Annotated in this window: 22 protein-coding genes; 14 read left to right on the forward strand and 8 right to left on the reverse strand. The window is 71.6% G+C overall.

Annotated elements, in window-relative coordinates:
- Window positions 1-37: 37 nt before the first annotated feature.
- From AAC944_RS25000 to AAC944_RS25030, 7 genes are all read left to right on the forward strand, one after another.
- The gene (locus tag AAC944_RS25000; protein ID WP_030621193.1) at window positions 38-601 is read left to right on the forward strand and encodes a F0F1 ATP synthase subunit B; all 564 of its coding nucleotides are present in this window, start codon (window positions 38-40) and stop codon (window positions 599-601) included.
- Window positions 598-1,413 (forward strand): F0F1 ATP synthase subunit delta, encoded by an 816-nt coding sequence (locus tag AAC944_RS25005; RefSeq protein ID WP_030621196.1) that lies wholly within the window; start codon window positions 598-600, stop codon window positions 1,411-1,413. The genes AAC944_RS25000 and AAC944_RS25005 overlap by 4 nt, the downstream gene beginning before the upstream one ends.
- A gap of 152 nt (window positions 1,414-1,565) precedes the next feature.
- A complete protein-coding gene (atpA, locus tag AAC944_RS25010; RefSeq protein WP_030621199.1) occupies window positions 1,566-3,158 on the forward strand; it encodes a F0F1 ATP synthase subunit alpha in 1,593 nt (530 codons plus the stop codon).
- Window positions 3,159-3,178: 20 nt separating this feature from the next.
- On the forward strand, window positions 3,179-4,096 hold the full coding sequence (locus tag AAC944_RS25015) for a F0F1 ATP synthase subunit gamma (RefSeq protein WP_030621203.1): 918 nt from the start codon (window positions 3,179-3,181) through the stop codon (window positions 4,094-4,096).
- 5 nt (window positions 4,097-4,101) lie between these two features.
- Entirely contained in the window at window positions 4,102-5,544 is a 1,443-nt protein-coding gene (atpD, locus tag AAC944_RS25020) for a F0F1 ATP synthase subunit beta (RefSeq protein WP_030621206.1), read from the forward strand.
- A gap of 109 nt (window positions 5,545-5,653) precedes the next feature.
- Window positions 5,654-6,037: a F0F1 ATP synthase subunit epsilon gene (locus AAC944_RS25025; RefSeq protein WP_030621208.1), complete on the forward strand. Its 384-nt coding sequence runs from the start codon at window positions 5,654-5,656 to the stop codon at window positions 6,035-6,037.
- 119 nt (window positions 6,038-6,156) lie between these two features.
- A complete protein-coding gene (locus AAC944_RS25030; RefSeq protein WP_030621211.1) occupies window positions 6,157-6,624 on the forward strand; it encodes a DUF2550 domain-containing protein in 468 nt (155 codons plus the stop codon).
- Between the two features lie 52 nt (window positions 6,625-6,676).
- Here the strand turns inward: AAC944_RS25030 and AAC944_RS25035 are convergent, their stop codons facing one another.
- Together AAC944_RS25035 and AAC944_RS25040 are read right to left on the reverse strand one after the other, a co-directional pair.
- On the reverse strand, window positions 6,677-7,354 hold the full coding sequence (locus tag AAC944_RS25035; RefSeq protein WP_030621213.1) for a response regulator: 678 nt from the start codon (window positions 7,352-7,354) through the stop codon (window positions 6,677-6,679).
- Complete coding sequence (locus AAC944_RS25040) at window positions 7,351-8,544, reverse strand: sensor histidine kinase (protein WP_030621215.1); 1,194 nt, start codon at window positions 8,542-8,544, stop codon at window positions 7,351-7,353. Before AAC944_RS25040 ends, AAC944_RS25035 begins: the two co-directional genes overlap by 4 nt.
- A 160-nt stretch (window positions 8,545-8,704) precedes the next feature.
- Between AAC944_RS25040 and AAC944_RS25045 the strand changes: the two genes are divergently transcribed.
- Window positions 8,705-9,334, forward strand: coding sequence for a hypothetical protein (locus AAC944_RS25045; RefSeq protein ID WP_030621218.1), 630 nt, complete (start codon window positions 8,705-8,707; stop codon window positions 9,332-9,334).
- Window positions 9,335-9,354: 20 nt separating this feature from the next.
- Here AAC944_RS25045 and AAC944_RS25050 read toward each other — a convergent pair whose 3' ends face one another.
- The 3 genes from AAC944_RS25050 to AAC944_RS25060 are packed head-to-tail and all read right to left on the reverse strand — an operon-like array spanning window position 9,355 to window position 11,492.
- The gene (locus AAC944_RS25050) at window positions 9,355-9,927 is read right to left on the reverse strand and encodes a cob(I)yrinic acid a,c-diamide adenosyltransferase (protein ID WP_030621221.1); all 573 of its coding nucleotides are present in this window, start codon (window positions 9,925-9,927) and stop codon (window positions 9,355-9,357) included.
- A 13-nt stretch (window positions 9,928-9,940) separates the two neighbouring features.
- Window positions 9,941-10,696 (reverse strand): ABC transporter permease, encoded by a 756-nt coding sequence (locus AAC944_RS25055; protein WP_030621223.1) that lies wholly within the window; start codon window positions 10,694-10,696, stop codon window positions 9,941-9,943.
- Window positions 10,697-10,709: 13 nt separating this feature from the next.
- Window positions 10,710-11,492: an ABC transporter ATP-binding protein gene (locus AAC944_RS25060; RefSeq protein ID WP_030621225.1), complete on the reverse strand. Its 783-nt coding sequence runs from the start codon at window positions 11,490-11,492 to the stop codon at window positions 10,710-10,712.
- Window positions 11,493-11,574: 82 nt separating this feature from the next.
- On the opposite strand from AAC944_RS25060, the gene AAC944_RS25065 reads away from it, so the two are divergent.
- The 4 genes from AAC944_RS25065 (at window position 11,575) to AAC944_RS25080 (ending at window position 16,556) form a co-directional block, all read left to right on the forward strand.
- Window positions 11,575-12,231 carry a TetR/AcrR family transcriptional regulator gene (locus tag AAC944_RS25065; RefSeq protein WP_037772984.1) on the forward strand — a complete coding sequence of 219 codons (657 nt, stop codon included), beginning with the start codon at window positions 11,575-11,577 and terminating at the stop codon, window positions 12,229-12,231.
- A gap of 121 nt (window positions 12,232-12,352) precedes the next feature.
- Window positions 12,353-13,201, forward strand: coding sequence for a 3-hydroxyacyl-CoA dehydrogenase family protein (locus tag AAC944_RS25070; protein ID WP_030621232.1), 849 nt, complete (start codon window positions 12,353-12,355; stop codon window positions 13,199-13,201).
- Between the two features lie 223 nt (window positions 13,202-13,424).
- Entirely contained in the window at window positions 13,425-13,748 is a 324-nt protein-coding gene (locus AAC944_RS25075) for an STAS domain-containing protein (RefSeq protein ID WP_030621235.1), read from the forward strand.
- Window positions 13,749-14,033: 285 nt separating this feature from the next.
- Window positions 14,034-16,556, forward strand: coding sequence for a tetratricopeptide repeat protein (locus AAC944_RS25080; RefSeq protein WP_030621238.1), 2,523 nt, complete (start codon window positions 14,034-14,036; stop codon window positions 16,554-16,556).
- 99 nt (window positions 16,557-16,655) lie between these two features.
- Here AAC944_RS25080 and nucS read toward each other — a convergent pair whose 3' ends face one another.
- Window positions 16,656-17,318 (reverse strand): endonuclease NucS, encoded by a 663-nt coding sequence (gene nucS / locus AAC944_RS25085; RefSeq protein ID WP_030621241.1) that lies wholly within the window; start codon window positions 17,316-17,318, stop codon window positions 16,656-16,658.
- A 283-nt stretch (window positions 17,319-17,601) separates the two neighbouring features.
- Between nucS and AAC944_RS25090 the strand changes: the two genes are divergently transcribed.
- Window positions 17,602-17,994, forward strand: coding sequence for an SCO5389 family protein (locus AAC944_RS25090; protein WP_030621242.1), 393 nt, complete (start codon window positions 17,602-17,604; stop codon window positions 17,992-17,994).
- A 195-nt stretch (window positions 17,995-18,189) separates the two neighbouring features.
- On the opposite strand, the gene AAC944_RS25095 is transcribed toward AAC944_RS25090, so the two are convergent.
- On the reverse strand, window positions 18,190-19,218 hold the full coding sequence (locus AAC944_RS25095; RefSeq protein WP_030621244.1) for an LLM class flavin-dependent oxidoreductase: 1,029 nt from the start codon (window positions 19,216-19,218) through the stop codon (window positions 18,190-18,192).
- 192 nt (window positions 19,219-19,410) lie between these two features.
- Between AAC944_RS25095 and AAC944_RS25100 the strand changes: the two genes are divergently transcribed.
- Complete coding sequence (locus AAC944_RS25100) at window positions 19,411-19,728, forward strand: Rv1322 family protein (RefSeq protein ID WP_030621245.1); 318 nt, start codon at window positions 19,411-19,413, stop codon at window positions 19,726-19,728.
- Window positions 19,729-19,788: 60 nt separating this feature from the next.
- On the opposite strand, the gene AAC944_RS25105 is transcribed toward AAC944_RS25100, so the two are convergent.
- Window positions 19,789-20,706 carry a DUF2705 family protein gene (locus tag AAC944_RS25105; protein ID WP_030621248.1) on the reverse strand — a complete coding sequence of 306 codons (918 nt, stop codon included), beginning with the start codon at window positions 20,704-20,706 and terminating at the stop codon, window positions 19,789-19,791.
- Between the last annotated feature and the right edge of the window lie 46 nt (window positions 20,707-20,752).

Consider the following 20,752-nt stretch of genomic DNA (forward strand, 5'->3'; position numbering starts at 1 on the left):
CGACGAACTCATTTAGACGGAAGGCATTGACGTGACCCTGGTCAGCCTGGCGAGTGAGGTAGAGGTTCCGCAGAACCCCCTCATCCCGCCGATCCCAGAGCTTGTCATCGGCCTGATCGCCTTCTTCATCGTCTTCGGCTTCCTCGCCAAGAAGCTCCTCCCGAACATCAACAAGGTTCTGGACGAGCGCCGCGCGGCGATCGAAGGTGGCATGGAGAAGGCGGAGGCCGCCCAGGCCGAGGCCCAGCAGGTCCTGGAGGACTACCGGGCCCAGCTCGCCGACGCCCGCCACGAGGCCGCGCGCCTGCGCCAGGAGGCGCAGGAGCAGGGTGCCGCGCTCATCGCCGAGATGCGCGCGGAGGGCCAGCGGCAGCGTGAGGAGATCATCGCCGCCGGTCACGCCCAGATCGAGGCGGACCGGAAGCAGGCCGCGCAGACGCTGCGCCAGGACGTGGGCAAGCTCGCCACCGACCTGGCCGGCAAGCTCGTCGGTGAGTCCCTCGAGGACCACGCCCGGCAGAGCCGCACGATCGACCGCTTCCTCGACGAGCTCGAGGCCAAGGCGGCGACCGACTCGGCGAAGGCCGAGGCCGGCCGATGAATGGAGCGAGCCGCGAGGCACTGGCCTCCGCACGCGAGCGTCTCGACGCGCTGACGGACAACACGGCCGTCGACGCGGCGAAGCTCGCCGAGGAGCTGGCTGCCGTCACCGCGCTGCTCGACCGCGAGGTGTCGCTGCGTCGGGTCCTCACCGACCCGGCGCAGTCCGGCGAGGCCAAGGCCGAGCTGGCCGGGCGCCTGCTGGGCAGCCAGGTCGGCGGCGAGACCGTCGATCTGGTCTCCGGCATGGTCCGCTCCCGCTGGTCGCAGTCGCGTGACCTGGTGGACGGCATCGAGGAGCTGGCGTACAGCGCCGACCTCGCCGCCGCGCAGCGGTCCGGCGCGCTCGACGACGTGGAGGACGAGCTGTTCCGGTTCGGCCGGATCGTCGCCTCCTCGCCCGAGCTGCGCTCCGCACTCGTCGACCGCCGGGCGGACAACACGGCCAAGGCCGGGCTGATCCGCTCGCTGCTGGGCGGCCGCGCCGACGCGGTCACCGAGCGGCTGGTCGTACGACTCGTCGCACAGCCGCGGGGCCGTAGCCTGGAGGCGGGGCTGGACGCCCTGTCCAAGCTGGCCGCGCACCGCCGGGACCGGCTGGTCGCGGTGGTCACCTCCGCGGTGCCGATCAGCGAGTCGCAGAAGCAGCGCCTGGGCGCTGCCCTCGCCTCGCTGTACGGCCGGCGGGTCCACCTGAACCTCGACGTGGACCCCGAGGTCCTCGGCGGCGTGCAGGTGCGCATCGGTGACGAGGTCATCAACGGCACCATCTCCGAGCGCCTGGACGAGGCGACCCGGCGGATGGCCGGCTGAGGCAGCCAACCAACTCAACAGCATGAGCAGCGGCCCGAGTTGGGCCGTACGCAGGGAAAGATCAAGGGGGCGACCCGCCCCCTGCCTGCGGCGGGGGAGAACCGTACCCCGCATGAAGACTTCGGGCCCAACAAGGAGAGCAGGGAACCCAGATGGCGGAGCTCACGATCCGGCCGGAGGAGATCCGGGACGCGCTGGAGAACTTTGTCCAGGCGTACAAGCCGGACGCGGCCTCGCGCGAGGAGGTCGGGACGGTCAGCGAGGCCGGTGACGGCATCGCGAAGGTCGAGGGACTTCCCTCGGCGATGGCGAACGAACTGCTGAAGTTCGAGGACGGCACCCTCGGCCTCGCGCTGAACCTCGAAGAGCGCGAGATCGGTGCGGTCGTCCTCGGTGAGTTCAGCGGTATCGAGGAGGGCCAGCCGGTGCAGCGCACCGGTGAGGTGCTCTCGGTCGCCGTGGGCGAGGGCTACCTCGGCCGCGTCGTCGACCCGCTGGGCAACCCGATCGACGGCCTCGGCGAGATCGAGTCCGAGGGCCGCCGCGCCCTGGAGCTGCAGGCTCCGGGCGTCATGGTCCGTAAGTCGGTGCACGAGCCGATGCAGACCGGCTACAAGGCCGTCGACTCGATGGTGCCGATCGGCCGCGGTCAGCGTCAGCTGATCATCGGCGACCGCCAGACCGGCAAGACCGCGCTGGCCGTCGACACCATCATCAACCAGCGCGACAACTGGCGCTCGGGCGACCCGAACAAGCAGGTCCGCTGCATCTACGTCGCGGTCGGCCAGAAGGGCTCCACCATCGCGTCCGTGCGCGGTGCCCTGGAGGAGGCCGGCGCCCTGGAGTACACGACGATCGTCGCGGCTCCGGCGTCCGACCCGGCGGGCTTCAAGTACCTCGCCCCCTACACCGGCAGCGCCATCGGCCAGCACTGGATGTACCAGGGCAAGCACGTCCTGATCATCTTCGACGACCTGTCGAAGCAGGCCGACGCCTACCGTGCCGTGTCGCTGCTGCTGCGCCGTCCGCCGGGCCGTGAGGCCTACCCGGGCGACGTCTTCTACCTGCACTCGCGTCTGCTGGAGCGCTGCGCGAAGCTGTCGGACGACATGGGCGCCGGCTCGATGACCGGTCTGCCGATCGTCGAGACCAAGGCGAACGACGTGTCGGCGTTCATTCCGACCAACGTCATCTCCATCACCGACGGCCAGTGCTTCCTGGAGTCCGACCTGTTCAACGCGGGCCAGCGCCCGGCGCTGAACGTCGGTATCTCGGTCTCCCGAGTCGGTGGCTCCGCGCAGCACAAGGCCATGAAGCAGGTCTCCGGCCGCCTCCGTGTGGACCTCGCCCAGTTCCGTGAGCTGGAGGCGTTCGCCGCCTTCGGGTCCGACCTGGACGCCGCCTCCAAGGCCCAGCTCGCCCGTGGTCAGCGCATGACCGAGCTGCTCAAGCAGGGTCAGTACCAGCCGATGCCCGTCGAGGAGCAGGTCGTCTCCATCTGGGCCGGTACCACCGGCAAGATGGACGACGTCCCGGTGGAGGACATCCGCCGCTTCGAGCGCGAGCTCCTGGACTGGATGGGCCGCGAGAAGAAGGAGCTGCTCACCAGCATCGTCGAGGGCGGCAAGATGTCCGACGACACCATTCAGGCCCTTACCGAGTCGGTCTCCACCTTCAAGCAGCAGTTCGAGACCTCGGACGGCAAGCTGCTCGGTGAGGACGCTTCGGTCAGCGCCGCCAAGTGACGACGGAAGGGACCTGATCCATGGGAGCCCAGCTCCGGGTCTACAAGCGTCGCATCCGCTCCGTCACCGCGACCAAGAAGATCACCAAGGCGATGGAGATGATCGCCGCCTCGCGCATCGTCAAGGCGCAGCGCCAGGTGGCGGCATCGACGCCGTACGCGAGTGAACTGACCCGCGCGGTGACGGCGGTTGCCACCGGCTCGAACACCCAGCACCCGCTGACGACCGAGGCGGAGCAGCCGGCCCGGGCCGCGGTCCTGCTCATCACGAGCGACCGCGGTCTCGCGGGCGGCTACTCCTCCAACGCCATCAAGGCCGCCGAGCAGCTCACCGAGCGGCTCAAGGGTGAGGGCAAGGAGGTCGACACCTACATCGTCGGCCGCAAGGGTGTGTCGTACTACGCCTTCCGCGAGCGCAAGGTCGAGGAGTCGTGGACCGGCTTCACCGACAGCCCGACGTACGCGGACGCCAAGGCCGTCGCCGCACCGCTCATCGAGACCGTCCAGAAGGACACGGCCGAGGGCGGCGTGGACGAGCTGCACATCGTCTTCACCGAGTTCGTGTCGATGATGACGCAGACGCCGATCGAGGACCGGCTGCTGCCGCTCAGCCTCGACGCGAAGGACGGCGAGGACGAGAAGTCCACGACCGAGCTGCTGCCGCTGTTCGACTTCGAGCCGTCGGCGGAGGACGTCCTGGACGCCCTGCTGCCGCGGTACGTCGAGTCGCGCATCTACAACGCGCTGCTGCAGGCCGCCGCCTCCGAGCACGCCGCCCGCCGGCGTGCGATGAAGTCGGCGACCGACAACGCGGAAGAGCTCATCAAGTCGCTCTCGCGGCTTGCCAACCAGGCCCGCCAGGCCGAAATCACCCAGGAAATCAGCGAGATCGTCGGTGGCGCGAGCGCACTGGCCGACGCGACCGCGGGGAGTGACTGACAACTATGACCACCACTGTTGAGACGGCCACGGCGACGGGCCGCGTCGCGCGGGTCATCGGCCCGGTCGTCGACGTGGAGTTCCCCGTCGACGCGATGCCGGACATCTACAACGCGCTGACCGTCGAGGTCGCCGACCCGGCCGAGGCCGGCGCCAAGAAGACGCTGACCCTCGAGGTCGCCCAGCACCTGGGCGACGGCCTGGTCCGCGCGATCTCGATGCAGCCCACCGACGGTCTGGTCCGCCAGGCCTCGGTGACCGACACCGGCACGGGCATCACCGTCCCCGTCGGTGACGTCACCAAGGGCAAGGTGTTCAACACCCTCGGCGAGATCCTCAACAAGCCGGAGGCGGCTTCCGAGGTCACCGAGCGCTGGCCCATCCACCGCAAGGCCCCGACCTTCGACCAGCTCGAGTCCAAGACCGAGATGTTCGAGACCGGCGTCAAGGTCATCGACCTGCTGACCCCGTACGTCAAGGGCGGCAAGATCGGTCTGTTCGGTGGTGCCGGTGTCGGCAAGACCGTTCTGATCCAGGAAATGATCTACCGTGTGGCCAACAACCACGACGGTGTGTCGGTGTTCGCGGGCGTCGGTGAGCGCACCCGTGAGGGCAACGACCTCATCGAGGAGATGACGGACTCCGGCGTCATCGACAAGACCGCGCTGGTCTTCGGCCAGATGGACGAGCCCCCGGGCACCCGTCTGCGCGTGGCCCTGGCCGGTCTGACGATGGCGGAGTACTTCCGTGACGTCCAGAAGCAGGACGTCCTCTTCTTCATCGACAACATCTTCCGGTACACCCAGGCGGGTTCCGAGGTGTCCACCCTGCTGGGCCGCATGCCCTCCGCGGTGGGTTACCAGCCGAACCTGGCGGACGAGATGGGCCTCCTCCAGGAGCGCATCACCTCGACCCGTGGTCACTCGATCACCTCGATGCAGGCGATCTACGTCCCCGCTGACGACCTGACCGACCCGGCGCCGGCGACCACCTTCGCCCACCTGGACGCCACGACCGTTCTGTCGCGTCCGATCTCGGAGAAGGGCATCTACCCGGCGGTGGACCCGCTGGACTCGACGTCCCGCATCCTGGACCCGCGGTACATCTCGCAGGAGCACTACGACTGCGCCTCGCGCGTGAAGACGATCCTGCAGAAGTACAAGGACCTGCAGGACATCATCGCGATTCTCGGTATCGACGAGCTGGGCGAAGAGGACAAGCTCGTCGTCCACCGCGCCCGCCGTGTCGAGCGCTTCCTGTCGCAGAACACCCACGTGGCGAAGCAGTTCACCGGTGTCGACGGCTCGGACGTGTCGCTGGACGAGTCCATCGCCGCGTTCAACGCGATCTGCGACGGTGAGTACGACCACTTCCCCGAGCAGGCGTTCTTCATGTGCGGTGGCCTGGAGGACCTCAAGGCCAACGCCAAGGAGCTGGGCGTCTCCTGACCCCGGCTTCCGGATCCGGGGGCGGCCGTGGCCGCCCCCGGGCCCGACGCCCACTAGTATTTGACCCGTCATCTGCTGATCCCGGCAGGTGGAGACCCGAGGAGCCATCGTGGCTGAGCTGCACGTCGAGTTGGTCGCCGCGGACCGTCAGGTCTGGTCCGGCGAGGCCAGCCTGGTCGTCGCGCGCACCTCGTCGGGCGACATCGGCGTCATGCCCGGTCACCAGCCGCTGCTCGGCGTGCTGGAGTCCGGTCCGGTGACGATTCGTACGACCGGCGAAAGCGGGGACGGCACGGTCGTCGCCGCGGTGCACGGCGGCTTCATCTCGTTCGCCGACAACAAGCTTTCTCTGCTCGCGGAGATCGCCGAGCTGTCGGACGAGATCGATGTCCAGCGCGCGGAGCGGGCCTTGGAGCGGGCGAAGTCGGAGGCCGACGCGGCCGCCGAGCGCCGCGCCGATGTCCGGCTGCGTGCGGTGGCAGGCGCTCACTGAGCCCTGACACAGACGAGCTTTACCCTCAGCCGCGGGCTGCGCTGGAATTCTCCAGAGCGGTCCGCGGCTGAGCCGATGCAGGTGCGTGACCCGTATTCGAGGCGAGGAGGTCGGTGGAGATGGTCCTCGCTCTGTGTGTGAGCGCCGCGGTCGTCGTCCTGGTACTACTGGGGCTCTTCGTCTTCGGACTGCGACGGCGGCTGATCCAGCGGTCCGGCGGCACGTTCGACTGCAGCCTGCGCTGGGACGTGCCCGCCGCGGCGGCCGTCACGACGCCGGACGGCGAGCCCAGCGGCAAAGGCTGGATCTACGGCGTGGCCCGGTACAACGGTGACCGTGTCGAGTGGTTCCGCGTCTTCTCCTACGCGCCGCGTCCACGGCGCGTCCTGGAGCGGGCCTCCATCGAGGTGCTGGAGCGCCGCAGCCCGGAGGGTGAGGAGGAGCTCGCCCTGCTCTCCGACTCCCTCGTCCTCGCCTGCCGGCATCGGGGCACGCGCCTGGAGCTGGCGATGAGTGAGGACGCGCTGACCGGCTTCCTCGCGTGGCTGGAGGCGGCACCACCCGGACAGAGAGTCAACGTGGCGTGACGACTGTCCGGGTTTCCTGTTTTCCGGGGGGTGCCGCGCGGCCGGCCCCGTCCTAGGCGTGCTCGCGGCCGAGGCCCAGCTCCTGGGCGAGGACGGCTGCCTGGACCCGGCTGCGCAGCTCCAGCTTGTTCAGCAACCGGCTGACATGCGTCTTGACCGTCGCCTCCGCCATGTCCAGGCGGGCCGCGACGTCCGCGTTGGAGAGCCCTTCCCCGAGGCAGCCCAGCACTTCGCGCTCCCGCGGGGTGAGGACGTCCAGTACGGCCGGGTCCGCCGTCGCGGCGGCCGGGCGCGGTGCCGCGAACTCCGCGATCAGCCGCCGGGTGACGGCGGGCGCGATGATCCCCTCCCCGGCCGCCACCGTACGGACCGCCGTCAGCAGCGTCGCCGCGTCACTGGTCTTCAGCAGGAACCCGGCAGCGCCGGCGCGCAGCGCCCCGAAGACGTACTCGTCCAGGTCGAACGTGGTCAGCACCAGGACGTCGGCCAGCCCCTGACCAGTGATCTCCCGGGTGGCCGAGACGCCGTCCAGCCGGGGCATCTGGACGTCCATCAGCACCAGATCGGGCCGGAGCGCGGCGGCCAGCCGGACCGCTTCCTCGCCGTCGGCGGCCTCGCCGGCCACCTCGATGTCGGGCGCCGAGCGCAGGATGAGGACCAGTCCCGCGCGGACGGCCGACTGGTCCTCGGCCACCAGGACCCGGATCGGGCGGTCGGTGCGGTCGGTCATCGGTCATGCTCCTTCTCGTCGGCGGGCAGGGTCGCGCGTACGCGCCACACGTCCCCGTCGGGGGCCGCGTCGAACGTGCCGTGCAGCAGGGCGGCCCGCTCGCGCATGCCGACCAGGCCGGCGCCGGAACCGGGCGCGCGGGGGCCGGGCCGGCGGCCGTACGGGCTGGTGACGGCGAGGGTCAGGGAGCCGTCCGCGCGGCCGAGGCGGACGGTCACCTCGCCGGGCACCGCGTGCTTGAGCGCGTTGGTCACGGACTCCTGGACGATGCGGTACGCGGCGAGCTCCACCGGCGCGGCGAGCGCCGGGCCGCCGGGCGGGCGCTCGTCGGCGAGGACGAAGGTGAGACCGCTGTCCGCGCCGTGGCCGCGGGCCCGCTCCAGGAGGGCGTCCAGGGCGTCGAGCCGGGGCGTGGCGGCCGGCGCGTCCTGGGCCCCGGCGTCCCGCAGGAGGCCGATGAGGCGGCGCATCTCCGCCAGGCCCTGCACGCTGTTCTCGCGGATGACGCCGAGCGCGTCCCCGGTCGCGTCGGGGTCGTCGAGGGCCTGCGCGGCGGTGGCGTGGATGGCGATGGCGGAGAGGTGGTTCGCGACCATGTCGTGCAGCTCGCGGGCCATCCGGGCGCGCTCGGCGAGCACGGCCTCCCGGCGGTCCAGTTCGGCCAGCAGCGCGGTCTGCTCGGCACGCAGCCGGGCGGCCCGGGCGGCCTCGCGGTGGTTGCGGATGATGACCGCGGTCCAGGCCGGGCCGATCGTGCCGACGCCGACCGCGACGCCGATGAGCAGCGCCTGCGGGTCGCGGAGCAGGGCGACGGGCAGCAGCGTGGCGAGGACGGTGACCAGGGCGCAGGCGCGCGGGATACGGCGGGCCGCGGCCGGGGTGCCGTACATGACGGCCGCGTAGATCACGTCGGTGAACATCAGGACGGTGGCGATCAACGTGCCGCAGAGGACGTCGAGGACCATCGCCGCCACGCCGACGGCCAGAGCCGCGCGGGGCGCGGTGCGGCGCAGCAGTTCGGCGCCGGCCATCGCGGCGAGGGCGGCCAGTGCGAGCTGCGCGGGCAGGCCGAACAGGGGCGGGCCGCCGTGCAGTCCGAGGAACCACAGCAGCACGCCGCCGAGCAGGCCGGCGGCCGCGATGAGGAGGTCGTCGCGGTGCGGGCGGCCGGGGGCTGCAAAGGGGCTCACCCTGCCATCCAACACGGGAGCGGCGGCCGGGGCCTCCCTATCGGTGATGATCCGCCGCCGGCGCCGCGTACATCGAAGGATGCAGTGCCGGATCGTCACGGGCGACGACGAAAGGAGCGCGCGGGGCGCGGAGGCTGGAGGGGAGGGAAAGGAGCGAGCCGTGATCGTGACGCTGGTCGTGCTGTGCGAGGTCGGGTTCTGGGTGCTGCTGGCCGCGGGGCTGGCGCTGCGCTATCTGGCGCGGATGCCGCGGACCGGGGCCGCCGTGCTGCTGATGGAGCCGCTGCTGGAGGTGGTCCTCCTCGTGGTGACGGTGCTCGACCTCCGCAACGGCGCGCAGGCGGACTGGAAGCACGGGCTGGCGGCGGTCTACATCGGCTTCACGGTCGCCTACGGCCACTACCTGATCCGGTGGGCGGACGGGCAGTTCGCGTACCGGTTCGCGGGCGGGCCGAAGCCGCCGGGCCCCGGGTACGACAGGGCGCGCGCGGTGTACGAGTGGAAGCTGTGGCTGCGCACCGTGGTGGCGGCGGCGGTCGCGGCCGGGCTGCTGCAGGCCGCGATCCAGTACGTGGGGGACGGCGACACCGCCTCCCTGCGGATGTGGCAGACCGGCGTGGCCCGCGCCGTGGCGATCCATGGACTGATAGCGCTCACGTACACGATCTGGCCGAAGAAGCAGAAGCAGCCGAAGCAGCCGAAGCAGCCGGAGAACGGGGAGCGGGAGCCGGAGCGGTACGGGTCCGGGGACGGCGCGGGGGACCGGCCCCGGACCCTGACCAAGCCCTGACCAGGGCCGGAGGGAGTGGCTCAGCGCTCGCCGCCCGGCACCCACAGCACGTCGCCCAGCTCCTTGTTCGCGGTCCGGGCGAGGATGAACAGCAGGTCGGAGAGGCGGTTGAGGTAGGTGGCGGTGAGCGTGTTCATGGTCTCGCCGTGCACCTCCAGGGCCGCCCAGGTGGACCGCTCGGCGCGGCGGACGACCGTGCACGCCTGGTGCAGCAGGGCCGCGCCGGGCGTGCCGCCGGGCAGGATGAAGCTGCGGAGCTTCTCCAGCTGCTCCAGGAAGTGGTCGCAGTCGGCCTCCAGCTTGTCGATGTAGGCCTGCTCGACCCGCAGCGGCGGGAACTCCGGGTCCGCCACGACCGGCGTCGAGAGGTCGGCGCCCACGTCGAAGAGGTCGTTCTGGACGCGGACGAGGACCTTGACGACCTCCTCGGGGAGGTCGCCGAGGGCGATGGCGCTGCCGATGACGGCGTTGGCCTCGTTGGCGTCGGCGTAGGCGGCGATCCGCAGATCGGTCTTGGCGGTCCGGCTCATGTCGCCGAGGGCGGTGGTGCCCTGGTCGCCGGTGCGGGTGTAGATGCGCGTCAGATTGACCATTCCGCCAGCGTAGTTATGCCCCGGCCCGCCGGAAGACACGTGTGCCGACCGTCACGGAGAGGGCGGCGAAGGCGAGTGCGACCAGGACGCCGTACAGCATGGCGGTGGTGGCGTACCGGCCCACGTACGCGTCCCGTACCGCGTCCACCAGATAGCGCAGCGGCATGACGCGCGAGAGGGCGTCCAGCCAGCCGGGGCCGAGCGCCATCGGCAGCATCAGGCCGGAGAGCAGCATCGCCGGCATGGTCAGGGAGTTGATGACCGGGCCGAACTCCTGGGGCGTACGGACCTTCAGCGCCAGCGCGTACGAGAGCGACGCGAGCGAGACGACCAGCAGCGCGACGAAGCCGAAGCCGATGAGGATGCCGCCCAGCGGTGCGCGCAGGCCCATGACGAGGGCCGCCAGGACCAGCAGCACCGCCTGGAAGACGAAGAGCAGGACGTCGCGCAGGACCCGGCCGAGCAGCAGCGCGAGCCGGCTGACCGGTGTCACCCGCATGCGCTCCAGCACCCCGGAGTTCTTCTCCAGGATGATCGCGAAGCCGCAGAACGAGGCGCCGAAGAGGGCGAGTTGGAGCAGCAGGCCGGGCACCAGCACCTGCCAGGAGCTGCCTGTGGAGCCGAGCGGGAGGCCGGTCAGGAGCGGGCCGAAGAAGAGCAGGTAGAGCAGCGGCATCAGGGTGCCGAAGAGGATCTGGAACTTCGAGCGCAGGGTCTGGCGGGCGTAGCGCCCGAAGACCAGCGCGGTGTCGGAGAGCAGTGCGGACATCGGGGCGGGCTCCTCAGACGGAGAGGGGGGCGGGGTCCTCGGTGGGGACCGAGCGGCCGGTGAGGGCGAGGAAGGCGTCCTGGAGGGAGGCGGCGGCCGAGCCGGCGTACCGCTTCTTGAGCGCGGCGGGCGGTCCCTCGGCGGCGACGACGCCCTGGTCGACGACGACCAGCCGGTCGGCGAGCGCGTCGGCCTCGTCGAGGTAGTGGGTGGTCAGCACGACGGTGGTGCCGTGCTCGGCACGGATCCGGCGGACCAGGTCCCACAGGTCGGCGCGGCTGCCGGGGTCCAGGCCGGTGGTCGGCTCGTCGAGGAAGAGCACTTCGGGACGGTGGATGAGCCCCATGGCGAGGTCGAGCCGGCGCCGCTGCCCTCCGGAGAGTGCGGCCGTCTTCCGGTCCAGCAGTCCTTCCAGGCCGAGGTCGGCTGCGAGTTCGCCGGCGCGCGCCGTGGCCTCGGCCTTGCCGAGCCGGTACAGCCGGCCCTGGGAGACCAGCTCCTCGCGTACCGAGACGGCCGGGTCGACGCCGCCGGACTGGGCGACGTAGCCGGTCCGTCGGCGGACGCCCGCCGGGTCCCGGGCGAGATCGCAGCCGGCGACGGTGGCGGTGCCGCCGGTGGGCGGCAGCAGCGTGGTGAGCATGCGCAGGGTCGTGGTCTTGCCGGCGCCGTTGGGGCCGAGCAGGCCGACGATCTCGCCGCGCTCGGCGGTGAGGTCGACGGAGCGGACCGCTTCGACGGGGCCGCGCTTGGTCGCGAAGGTCCGGGACAGTCCGGAGGCGGTGATGGCGGGCATGACGGCAAGAAAAACAGAGTCACCACAAATTTGCAATGCCCCCAAATTTTCAATCCGCACAAGCATGCCTAAGATGGGGGCCATGAGTGAGGGGCCGAAGAAGGAAGGGCTGCGCGAGCGGAAGAAGCGGCAGACCCGGCAGTACCTGTCGGACGTCGCCACCGGCCTCTTCGTGGAGCGTGGCTTCGACGCGGTGACCGTCGCGGAGATCGCCGAGGCCTGCGAGGTCTCCGTCAACACCGTCTACAACTACTTCCCGGCCAAGGAGGACCTGTTCCTGGACCGCAGCAAGGGGGTCGTGGACCGGCTCTCGCGCTGGGTGCGCGGCCGGGGGGCCGGGGAGTCGGCCGCCGCCGCGGTCCTGCGCGAGCTGCGCGAGGAGGTCGAGACGGTCTCGCCGAAGGTGGGGCTGTTCGAGGGGTACGAGCAGTTCATGCGGGTCATCCACGGATCGGCCGCCCTCAAGGCGCGGCTGTGGTACGTCCAGCAGGAGACGGCCGAGCACCTGGTGTGCACGCTGCGCGAGGAGACCGGTGCCGACGAGGGGGACCTGCTGCCGCTGCTCGTGGCCGGGCAGCTGAACTGGGTGCACGCCACGCTCATGGAGTACGTCGGCCGGGCCATGGTCGCCGGGGGCAAGCCGTCCGAGGTGTCCCGCGATGCGCTCCTCCTGCTGGACGAGGTGGAGGACCTGCTGAGCGAACGGGTCCTCAACTACGCGGTGCGCGCGGCGGGCTGAGCGGTGTGATGTCCGTCATGTGAGACAGGACGCACATCTCGCGGTACTCCCAACGGCGGCGAACGAGCGCTAACGTCGCCGGAAGACATCGTGAAGTGCACAGGGCGTGAGGGGTCGTTCAGTGGCAAGGAAGCTCGCCGTCATCGGGGCCGGACTCATGGGATCCGGTATCGCGCAGGTCTCGGCACAGGCCGGCTGGGACGTGACCCTGCGGGACGTCACCGACGGCGCACTGGCCCGCGGCCGGGGCGGCATCGAGGCGTCCTACGAGAAGTTCGTCGCCAAGGGCAAGCTGGAAGCGGCCGCCGCCGAGCAGGCGCTGGCCCGCATCACCACCACCACCGACCTGGACGCGGCGGCCGACGCCGACATCGTCGTCGAGGCCGTCTTCGAGAAGATCGAGATCAAGCGGGAGATCTTCCAGGAGCTGGACAAGCTGGTCCGGGAGGACGCCGTACTGGCCTCCAACACCTCCGCCATCCCGATCACCAAGATCGCGGCGGCCACCTCCCGCCCCGAGCGGGTCGTGGGCACGCACTTCTTCTCGCCGGTGCCGATGATGCAGCTGTGCGAACTGGTGCGCGGTTACAAGACCAGTGACGAAACGCTCGCCGCCGCGCGGGAGTTCGCCGAGTCGGTCGGCAAGACCTGTATCGTCGTCAACCGTGATGTGGCCGGATTCGTCACCACCCGGCTCATCTCGGCGCTGGTCGTCGAAGCCGCCAAGCTGTACGAGTCGGGCGTGGCCACCGCCGAGGACATCGACACCGCCTGCAGGCTCGGCTTCGGTCATGCGATGGGCCCCCTGGCCACCGCCGACCTCACGGGCGTCGACATCCTCCTGCACGCCACCGAGAACATCTACACCGAATCGCAGGACGAGAAGTTCGCGCCGCCGGAGCTCATGCGCCGCATGGTGGATGCAGGCGATATCGGCCGCAAGAGCGGGCAGGGATTCTACGAGCACTGAGAGTCCGGGCCTGAGAGCGGGCGCGGACTGAAGAAAGCCCGCGCCCCGGACCCCGGCTCGGGCGGCGCCGGGGTTTCCGCACGGTCCGATGCCACACCTGTTCAGTCGTCACTCGGCAGAGTGATTTCGGTATCGGTTCGCTTACAGGCGGCAACTTCGTCGTGTGAGAGGCAGTCAGTTCTGTAGACGCAAAAAACATTTCGCATCATCACGGGGAGCGCATATGCACATCAAGGGCGACCACGCCGAGCTGGTCGTCGGGGGCCGCCTCGACGTCCGCAGCGCGGCGGACGCCCGTACGGCCCTGCACACCGCCGTCGACTCAGGCTGCGGCGACCTGGTGCTGGACCTGACCGAACTCGATTCCTGGGACGCCACCGGACTCGGCGTGATCATGGGCGCGCACCGCCGTGCGGGCCGTGTCAACCGCCGGCTCGTGCTGCGCGGGGTGCCACCCCAGATGCAGCGCCTCCTCGTGGCCACACGGTTGCATCGCATTCTCGCCATCGAGGGCGGCATCGAAGCGGAGTCGCTGCCCCGCGTCTGAGGGCCGTGCGACCTGCGAGGGGCCGTACGACCGACGAGAAGTGAGAGGCAGGAGCGGTACAAAACACCACTGATCCCGAAGATCCGTGACGTACCGGTCAGAGCAGGACCCCGGCGCATCGTAGATACTGTCCGAAGGCTTAATGTTCGGTTTCGTCGCGTCCCGAACGGCCGCGGCGGACACCGGACCAGAAGGCGGCCGGGGCCACCCGCCCCGGTCCGGTCGGGGAGTGCGGACGGCCGGGAGCGCAGTTCGGCACGCCACGCATCTGGGGGGCTCGATTCCATGGATCCGCACAACGGCCGGCGGCCGGAGGAGCACAGCGCGCAGGACCACCCTGCCGGCCCGCTTCCGTCCGGCACCGGCAGCCGGCCGTCCGGGCCGCCGGACGGCCCGGCACGCACCGCCCGCCTGGTCACCGGCGACTATCTGCTCACCGTCAACCCCGTCGACGGCAGCGAGATCGAGCCGACCCCGCCGGGCGAGGAGCCGGGCACGCCGCAGAAGCAGACGCCCAAGGAGCGCGCCGAGCGCACCCGTGCGACGAGCGCGCCGCCGGTACCGCCCGGCGGCCTCACCCACCCCGTGGACCAGCTCCCGCTGCTGGAGCGCCAGGAGGAGACCGAGCGGCTGACCCGGCTGCTCACCCGCGGCCGCTCCGTACGCCTCACCGGCCCCTCGGGCGCCGGGCGCACCCGGCTGCTGGACGCGGTCGCCGCCGCCTGCGCCGGCCTCGCGCCCGACGGCGTCGTCCGGCTCTCCGGATACCGCCGTACGGCCACCGACCTGATGTACGACCTGTTCGCCGCCGTGCACCGCGCGCCGACGTACCGGCCGGGCCGCCCCGAGCTGCTCACCGCGCTGGCCGGCGTCGGCGCCGTGGTGGTCGTGGACGACCTGGAGTTCGGCGGCGAGCAGCTGGAGGAGCTGCTGGACGCCACCCCCGAGTGCGCCTTCCTGCTCGTGGCCACGCCCGACGTGCCCGCGCCCTCCGCCGCCTCGCACATCGAAGAGGTCTTCGTCTCAGGACTCGGCCGCGCCGCCTGCCAGGAGCTGCTGGAGCGCGCCGCCGGCCGGCCGCTCACCGAGGAGGAGGCCGCCTGGGCGGGCGACCTCTGGTTCGAGTCCGAAGGGCTGCCACTGCGCTTCCTGCAGGCCGGCGCGGTCCTGCGGCAGCGCGACCGGCTCCGCGCCGCGGCGCCCGAGGACGGTACGGCGGACGGCGCGGAGACCGCCGGACCGGCCGGCTCCGACGACGTACCGCCGCTGCCCGGCATCCCCCAGGCCGGCTCGTTCGCCACGCTGATCGCGGAGCGGCTGGCGCCGGCCGCGCAGGACACGCTGCGGCTGGCCGTCGCCCTCGGCGGCGACCTCCCGCACCCCGCCCACCTGCCGGCGCTCTTCAAGGACAGCCACGCGGACGCGGTCCTCGGCGACCTGCTGGCCTGCGGGCTCATCAGCCCCGCCGGCACCCACTACCGCCTCGCGGCGACGGTCCTGGACCAGCTCACCGCCGCCGGGTACGCCGAGGGTGCCGCCGGCCGCGCGCACGCGGCGGCCCAGCACTACTCCTGGTGGGCCGGGCACCACTCGGTCGCCCCCGAGCGGGCGGCGGCCGAGGCCGACGCGCTGCTCGCCGTGATGGCCCGGCTCACCGCGAGCCGGGAGTCCGGACACGCCAGCGCCGCCGTGCTGCTCGCCCGTACCGCGGCCCCCGCCTTCGCCGCGGCCCTCCGGTGGAACGCCTGGGAGCGCAGCCTCCGGTACGGCCAGGAGGCCGCCAGGATCGCCGGGGAGGTCGCCGAAGAGGCCTACTTCCACCACGAGTTGGGCGTCCTCGCGCTCTGTCTGGGCAATCTGGACAAGGCCCGCGCCGAGCTGGAGGCGTCCATCGGGCTGCGTGGCGCGCTCGCCGACCGGCGCGGCGCCGTCGCGGGGCGGCGGGCCCTCGCCCTGGTCGCCGACCGTACCGGTGTCCCCGTGTCGCCCGAGGTCACCGCGACCGCGGTGGCGGCGGCCGGCGAGGAGGTGCCGCTGGTGGGGACGGACGAGTCGGCCTCGCCGCCCGGGTCCCCGACCGCGATCACCACGCCGGTGCCGCGGGTGGACGAGACCGCGGCGACCGTGGTGACCCCCGTTGTCACGTCCGGCGCAGCCCCGGCGGCGCCGGCGAAGAAGAAGCGGGTGGTGTTCACCGGCGCGCGCCGCAATCTGGTCGCGGCCGGCGCGGGCGCCCTGCTGGCCGCCGTCCTCGGCACGATCGTCACGCTCGGCGCCACGTCCGGCGGCGACAGTCCGGCCGACAAGGTCAAGTCGGAACAGTCGGCCGAGGAGAGCAAGGACGGCGGCGGCCTGACCGCCGACGAGCCGAGCCAGGGTTCGAGCAGCGACTCCGGCCACTGGAACAGCGGTACCGGCGCCCGTACCGGCGAGCCCGCCACGTCGGGCACCACCCGCCCCGGCGCCCCGGCCACCAGCGACGGCCCCGGCACCCCTGGCACCACGGAGCCCGGCGACGAGCCGACCGGCTCCACGGGCGAGCCGTCGACGACGCCGGGCAAGCCGACGCCGCCCACCGGGAAGCCGACCGGCAGGCCCACGCCGCCCACGAGCCGGCCCACCGAGCCGACGGAGGACCCCACCACGCCGACCGGTGAGCCGACCACGGAGGAGCCGCCGACGGAGGACCCGACCACCGGCGGCTCGCAGAGCCCGTCGGAGACCACGGGCGGCGGCCCTTCGGCGAGCGGCCCGATGAGCGCGGGACCCAGCGGCACCGCCTCCGGAGCGGGTGAGCCGACGGCCTGACGGCCGGACCGGCTCCGTGCCGCCGTACGTACGCACCGGCCCGCCCGCGAGACGTTCGCGGGCGGGCCGGTGCGTACGTACGGCGGGCGGCCGGGCGGCTCAGAACAGCCGCAGCTTGTCGTCCTCGATGCCACGCAGCGCGTCGTAGTCCAGGACGACACAGCCGATACCGCGGTCGGTGGCCAGCACCCGGGCCTGCGGCTTGATCTCCTGCGCCGCGAACACGCCCTTCACCGGGGCGAGATGCGGGTCACGGTTGAGGAGTTCGAGGTAGCGGGTCAGCTGCTCCACGCCGTCGATCTCGCCACGCCGCTTGATCTCCACCGCGACGGTGGCGCCGTCCGCGTCCCGGCACAGGATGTCCACCGGGCCGATCGCGGTGGGGTATTCACGCCGAATCAGGGAGTACCCCTCGCCGAGGGTGTCGATCCGGTCGGCGAGCAGCTCCTGGAGGTGCGCCTCCACGCCGTCCTTGATGAGCCCCGGGTCCACGCCGAGCTCGTGGGAGGAGTCGTGCATGATCTCCTCCATCGTGATGATGAGCTTCTCGCCGGCCTTGTTCTCCACGGTCCACACGTCACCGTCGCCGCCCTTGAGCGTGCACGGCGGGGACATCCAGTTGAGCGGTTTGTAGGCCCTGTCGTCAGCGTGGATGGAGACGCTGCCGTCTGCCTTGACCAGGATCAGACGGGGGGCGGAGGGCAGGTGGGCGGTGAGCCGGCCGGCGTAGTCCACGGAGCAACGGGCGATGACGAGACGCATGGTGCGCCACGCTACTCGACGTCGGGCGGTGCACGCGATTCGCCCGTACCGCACGCCCGGAACACTCGAACGGCAGCAGACCCGGTACGCACGCGACGTTGCGGCCGAAACCGCCGCAGCTCCGGCGGACTCCCGTGGCCGGTTGTGTGCGCAATCTCCTGGTGCGGTCAAGAAAGGCGGAATACCGTTGACGCGGGGGGTTGTGACGCGGACACGCTGCGTGGCGATCCCTTGCCCTGTCCCTGAGGCTCCGCCCCTTATGGAGCCGCGAGAGGAGAACCTCATGTCGCTCGACGTCTCACCGGCCCTCCTCGAACAGGCCGAGCGAGGCGAAGTCGACGAAGCCGCATTCGTCGACTGCGTCCGGACCTCTCTGCCCTATGCATGGGAGATGATCGGCTCGCTGGTGGCCCGGCTGAAGGCTGACGGTGGAGAGTTCGCCGACAATCAGACCCCGCCGCCCGACGAGCAGGCGCGCGGCCAACTGCTGCGAGCGCTGGCGAGTGACGCGATACGCGGGTCGCTTGAGCGCCACTTCGGTGTGCGACTGGCGTTCCAGAACTGCCATCGGGTCGCGGTCTTCCCGCTCGACCCGGCGGTGGACGACCGTCTGGCCCGCTTCACCTCCGTCCGGGGCCAGCTGCTCAACCAGTCGCCCGAACTGCGCGACTGCTGACCGGAGTTGCCGCCGCCCCGTACGCGGGATGTGGCGCACGGCGCCAGTACGTGAGCGGCGGCATCGGACCACGGTCCGCCGGCGGGGCCCCGCGGCCCCGCCGGCGGGCGGACCGCTCGCCGGGCACATGAAGGATCTCTCCGGACCCCCCAGCCCCCGGGGTCCTCTCGCCCGGCCCCGCGACGCGCGCGGGCTTCAGGACAGTACCGGCAGGACCTCTTTGCCCAGCCGGCGGACGTTCTCCTCCGTCGTGGCGAGGTCACCGGACCCCTCCACCAGCAGCGCATAGCGCGTGATGCCCGTCTTCTCCGCCGTCGCCGCGAGCCGGTCGGCGCAGTCGTCCGGCGTCCCGATCGGATGGAGCCCGCACAGCAGCTCCGTATAGGCCAGCGGGTCACGCATGGCGCGATGGCGGCCGTCGACCGTGACATGGGCCGCGAGCCCCTGGCGCAGCCAGCCGGGCATCGACTTCAGCAGGATCTCCCTGGCGTCCTGGCGCGTGTCGGCGATCTGCACCACGCCCGCCGTGACATGCCCGGCCGCGGCCACCTCGGCCGGATCCCGTCCGGCGGCCAGCGCCGTACGCCGCCAGCAGTCGACCATCTCGGCCTTTTCCTCGTCCGCCGCGTGCATCCCGAGCAGCATCGGCAGGCCGCGCTCGGCCGCCAGCCGCACGGAACCGGGGGAGGTGCAGGCCACCACCACCGGCGGGCCGTCCCGCCCGGCCGGCTCCTCGGCGGGCCGCGGCACCACCGCCACGTCCCGGAAGGCGTACCGCGCCCCGTCGGCCCCGACCCGCGGCTCGCGCAGCCAGCGCAGCAGCAGGTCCAGGGACTCCGGGAACCCCTCCTCGTACGCCGCGAGCCCGGAGCCGAAGACCTCCAGGTCCACCCACGGCCCGCCCCGCCCGACGCCGAGCGTGAACCGTCCGCCGGACGTCAGGTGCAGCAGCGCCGCCTGCTCACCGAGCGCGACCGGATGCGCGGTCGGCAGTACGCTGACGGCCGTGCCGACCCCGATACGGTGCGTACGCCCCAGCAGCTGCGCCGCCAGGGTCACCGCCGACGGGCAGACGCCGTACGGCACGAAATGATGCTCGGCCACCCATACGTCGTCGAGCCCGGCCTCCTCGGCCACCTCGGCGGACCGGACGGCCCGGTGCAGTGTCTCCCCCTCGCCCTGGCCCGGAAACTGGGCGGCCAGAATGAAAGCCCCAACGCGCATCGCTCTTCTGCCTCCTCGCAGCCGACGCGACATCCCCCTTACAGGCAACAACGGCTGACACGTGCCAAGGGCACGGCTCCCGCCGAAGTTTCCTGATGATCGCAGCATTACGACAGGGGGTCCGGGACGCCGGTCCCGCACCGTAGGCTGGTGACAGGCCGTTACTCCCCCAGAGAAGTCCCGAGGTGCCCAGTGTCCCCCCGTCGAAACCGTCCACGCGGCGGTGAGAAGCCCTCGGACCGCATGGGCGGCAGCCGCTACGGACTGGAGCGTACGGAGGAGTGGCGCGGCGAGGAGTGGTACGTCCGGCAGATCGGCGGCGGCGCCGCGGCCAAGCACTACCGCTGCCCGGGCTGTGACCAGGAGATCCCGCCCGGTGTGCCGCATGTGGTGGCCTGGCCGCGGCACAGCGACGGCGACGACCGCAGACACTGGCACAAGGCCTGCTGGAACGCGCGGGACCGCCGGAGCGCCCGGCTCCAGCGGTCCCGTAACGCGCCCAGATACTGACGTCCGGCGCGGCGCTTTCCGGCCTCCCCCGGCCGGTCCCTCGCAGGCTCCCGGGGCGGGCTACACGTCCCGCTGGTTCAGCGCCACGAAGGCGCCGCCGAGCACGACGGCCGTCACTCCGGCCATGATCCACAGCGGTTCCCAGCCGGACGGCCCCGACATGGTCACGGTGTTGCTGTACATCGTGCCGAGCTGGTTGGGGATGGAGTACTCGAACAGCCACTCGCGCAGGTCCGACAGGCTCTCCGCCATCATGAACATCGCCAGCACGAGCGGCAGCAGCACCAGGCCGATCATGATGGTGATGGCGCCGGCCGAGTGCCGGAGCAGCGCGCCGACGGCCAGCGCGAGCAGCCCGAGCACCGCGACGTAGAGGCTGACGCCGACCGTCGCCTTGAACCAGTCCGTACCGCTCGGTTCGGCACCGCCCTGGCCGCCGAGCATGCCGCTGAGGATCAGCGCCACCACCGCCGAGGTCACGGCGGTGACGACGAAGGACAGCAGGAAGAAGACGATCGCCTTCGCGGCGAGCACCCGCGCCCGGCTGGGGCAGGCGGTCAGCGTCGTACGGATCATGCCGGTGCCGTACTCGGAGGAGACGCAGAGCACGCCCAGCGTGATCACGCACATCAGGCCGAGCAGCATGCCGAACATGCCGAAGCCCAGCGGCGACGCGCCGCTCAGGTCCGTGCCGCTCGCGGAGATGCCGAGACCGGTGAGCGCGCCGATGCCGACCACGAGGACGATCATCACGCCGAGCGTCCACACCGTGGAGCGGACCGACTTGATCTTCGTCCACTCCGAGGCCAGCGCATGGCCCAGGTGCGCCCGCCGCACCGGTATGGGCGAGACGTAACCGGACCCGGGCAGCTGCGCCTGCGGGGGAGCGGCGGCATGCGGGGCGGGGTGCGGCTGAGCCGGGACCGGGGGCTGCTGGGGCTGCGGCTGTGCGCCCGGCTGCCGGTTCAGGTTCAGCATCATCGTGCCCTCGTCCTGGCGGGGCTGCTGCTGCGGCTGCTGCGGC

The sequence above is a fragment of the Streptomyces sclerotialus genome (assembly GCF_040907265.1).
Taxonomy (GTDB): Bacteria; Actinomycetota; Actinomycetes; order Streptomycetales; family Streptomycetaceae; genus Streptomyces; species Streptomyces sclerotialus.